The organism is Buchnera aphidicola (Pemphigus obesinymphae), from assembly GCF_026122815.1.
Lineage (GTDB): Bacteria > Pseudomonadota > Gammaproteobacteria > Enterobacterales > Enterobacteriaceae > Buchnera_C > Buchnera_C aphidicola_BJ.
Genome location: NZ_JAIWQW010000024.1, coordinates 1 through 2,571 on the forward strand (window position 1 = coordinate 1; position 2,571 = coordinate 2,571).

The following is a 2,571-nucleotide window of genomic DNA, read 5'->3' on the forward strand; positions in this document are numbered from 1 at the left end:
AAATACATCGAATAATAAAAATATTTATAAAATCATTCTAACAAATAGCCATCTTAAAAAAATTTGTACTCAACCATTTCTAGTTAAGTACAAATAATACTAGTTAAGTACAAATAATACTAGTTAATAATAATTTTTTCTGTTAGAAAATATCTTTTTATTTTTTTTCATTAATAATTTCTACTTTTCTTGGTTTCTCTTGCTCCGGTATTTCATATTCGAAATCTAAAGTCAACAAACCTAATATAATTTTTGCTTGCTTTACTTTAATTCTGTTATCTAAATTAAAACTTAAAGAAAAATTATTTTTTTTAATTCCTTTATGTAGCCATTTATAATTTTCTTTATTATCAGTATTTTCCTTATATTTCCCAGTAATTGTTAATTTATTATTATGTACTAAAATATCTAAATTTTCTTCTTTATAGCCAGCTGTATCAATTATCAATTGATAATTATTTTCATTTTTTTGAATTAAATCATAACTAGGTATATCTGATATCGGTTTTTCACCTGTTAATCTGCTAAACATGTTATCTATTTGTTTAAACCGATCTGAAAACATATCGTCGTATAGACCAGGAACTAAAGAGAAAGAACGATAAGACATGAAAATTCTCCTCATTTGAGACCTAATTAGTAAAATTTCTTAGTATATTAATACTAAATTATATTTCTTTCATTTGCTTATATAAGGGTATTTCTCATTTTTTCAAGGCATTTTAATACTTACATAAAAAAATAATTATTAATTATGCGATATTTGTTACTGAAAATTTTTACCTTTCGTATTTTTATTTATACATTTTTAAAAAAAATAAAAATCTAAAATATATAACATTTTTTTATTTTTAAAATTTATTTAAAAGTAAGCATTTATAAAAAAATGTCCTTTCTTAAAAATATCCTTAATTTTCTTTATCTAATTTCTTTTTTTTAAGAAATATAAAAGAAAAAATTTATCCTCTTAAAAAAGTCAAAAAAAATTAATAATTAATGTCAATAAAAAGTAATATATATGTTTTTTTTAATGTCTAAATATTTTGCAAAAAAATAGCTAATTTTAATACAAAATAAATATGTAATATTGTATAAATAATAATCATATTTTACATATTTTTTTGTCTTTTTTTAAAATAGCAAAAAAAAAAAGTTATCCACAGGTAACGAGGAAGTTATTTAATTATTTATTAGTTAATTATTAAAATAGTTTCATTGCATTTTATATATATATTGCATTGAATCGAAAAAACCAGTTGCACTTTTAAAGGAAAAATGTGGACAAAAAAAATAGCTCTTAAATTGGACCTAAAAAAAGAAAAAAAATTGTATTAATTTTGATCAATTTTTTTAAAAAAAAATAGGTCTTAAATTGGACCTAAAAAAAAGAAAAAAATTGTATTAATTTTGATCAATTTTTTTTAAAAAAAAGAGAAGTTTTCTGAAGTAAATCAGAAAAATTTTTTGTTTATTTTAATGAAGAGATTTGGCTGTTTTTTTAAAAAAAATTGTATTAATTTTGATCAATTTTTTTTTAAAAAAAAAGAGAGGTTCTCTGAAGTAAATCAGAAAAATTTTTTGTTTATTTTAATGGAGAGATTTAGCTATCTTTTTAAGAGTGTTTATTCTTTTGTCAACTATCTTTTTTAAATCTTTCAATTGCGCACCAGGTATAAATCCTTTTAAAAATTCATCACTAACTTGTCGTGAAATAAGATGTCTTAATTCATTTTCTCCTTTAATTTTTACTAATTTCTCTAAACGAGTAGCTTCTTTTTTCTTTTTCTTTATTTCTTTTCTATGACTATTATACATGTAAGATCTTTTTAATTGGTTTTCTCTCAATTCTCTAGCATAATCGTATTCATTCAAAGTTATTCCTTCTTCTTTGAAAATTTTGTGATTATAGTTAGCCAACTTATTATTTAATTCAGTTCTCCATCTTTCAGGACAAATACCCACTAAATCTATTAAACGTTCAGTAATAGCAATAGCTGAAGGGAAATAACGTCTAGATACTCGATCCCAACATTGTCGATAGGTAATGAAACCTAAATCACGTAACATAGCTAAAGTTCTCGTACCTCGAGTAACAGATTTATTTCCTGCCGCCGATATGGTAGTTAATCCACAGTACTCTGTAAGCATAGTAGCACTAATAGGAACTTGTTTAGATATCACATTAACATGATATAAGATAGCCCTTAACATCGCATTTAAAGCCTTCCTACGCGATTTATGTATACGTCGGCACCGTTCAGGAGGAAAGGCCAAATAAAAGTGTACTTCTGCAGTTAGATCCTGATCATGATTCCTTGTTATTGCATCCGCAAGAATAAATGGAATTTTATGTTTATAATGAACTGGAATCCGAAACTCCGGATTTAAATTTTTAGTTCTATTAATTCCATTTACATTATTTCTTTTCATTCTTGTTAACCTTTAAATACATCGAATAATAAAAATATTTATAAAATCATTCTAACAAATAGCCATCTTAAAAAAATTTGTACTCAACCATTTCTAGTTAAGTACAAATAATACTAGTTAAGTACAAATAATACTAGTTAA

Annotated in this window: 2 protein-coding genes; both read right to left on the bottom strand. The window is 23.2% G+C overall.

Going from position 1 to position 2,571, the window contains the following annotated elements:
- Nucleotides 1-157: 157 nt before the first annotated feature.
- Nucleotides 158-610 carry an Hsp20 family protein gene (locus tag LDP10_RS02775; protein ID WP_265197224.1) on the bottom strand — a complete coding sequence of 151 codons (453 nt, stop codon included), beginning with the start codon at nucleotides 608-610 and terminating at the stop codon, nucleotides 158-160.
- A 977-nt stretch (nucleotides 611-1,587) separates the two neighbouring features.
- Entirely contained in the window at nucleotides 1,588-2,430 is an 843-nt protein-coding gene (gene repA, locus LDP10_RS02780) for a plasmid replication initiator RepA (protein WP_265197225.1), read from the bottom strand.
- Nucleotides 2,431-2,571 lie beyond the last annotated feature (141 nt).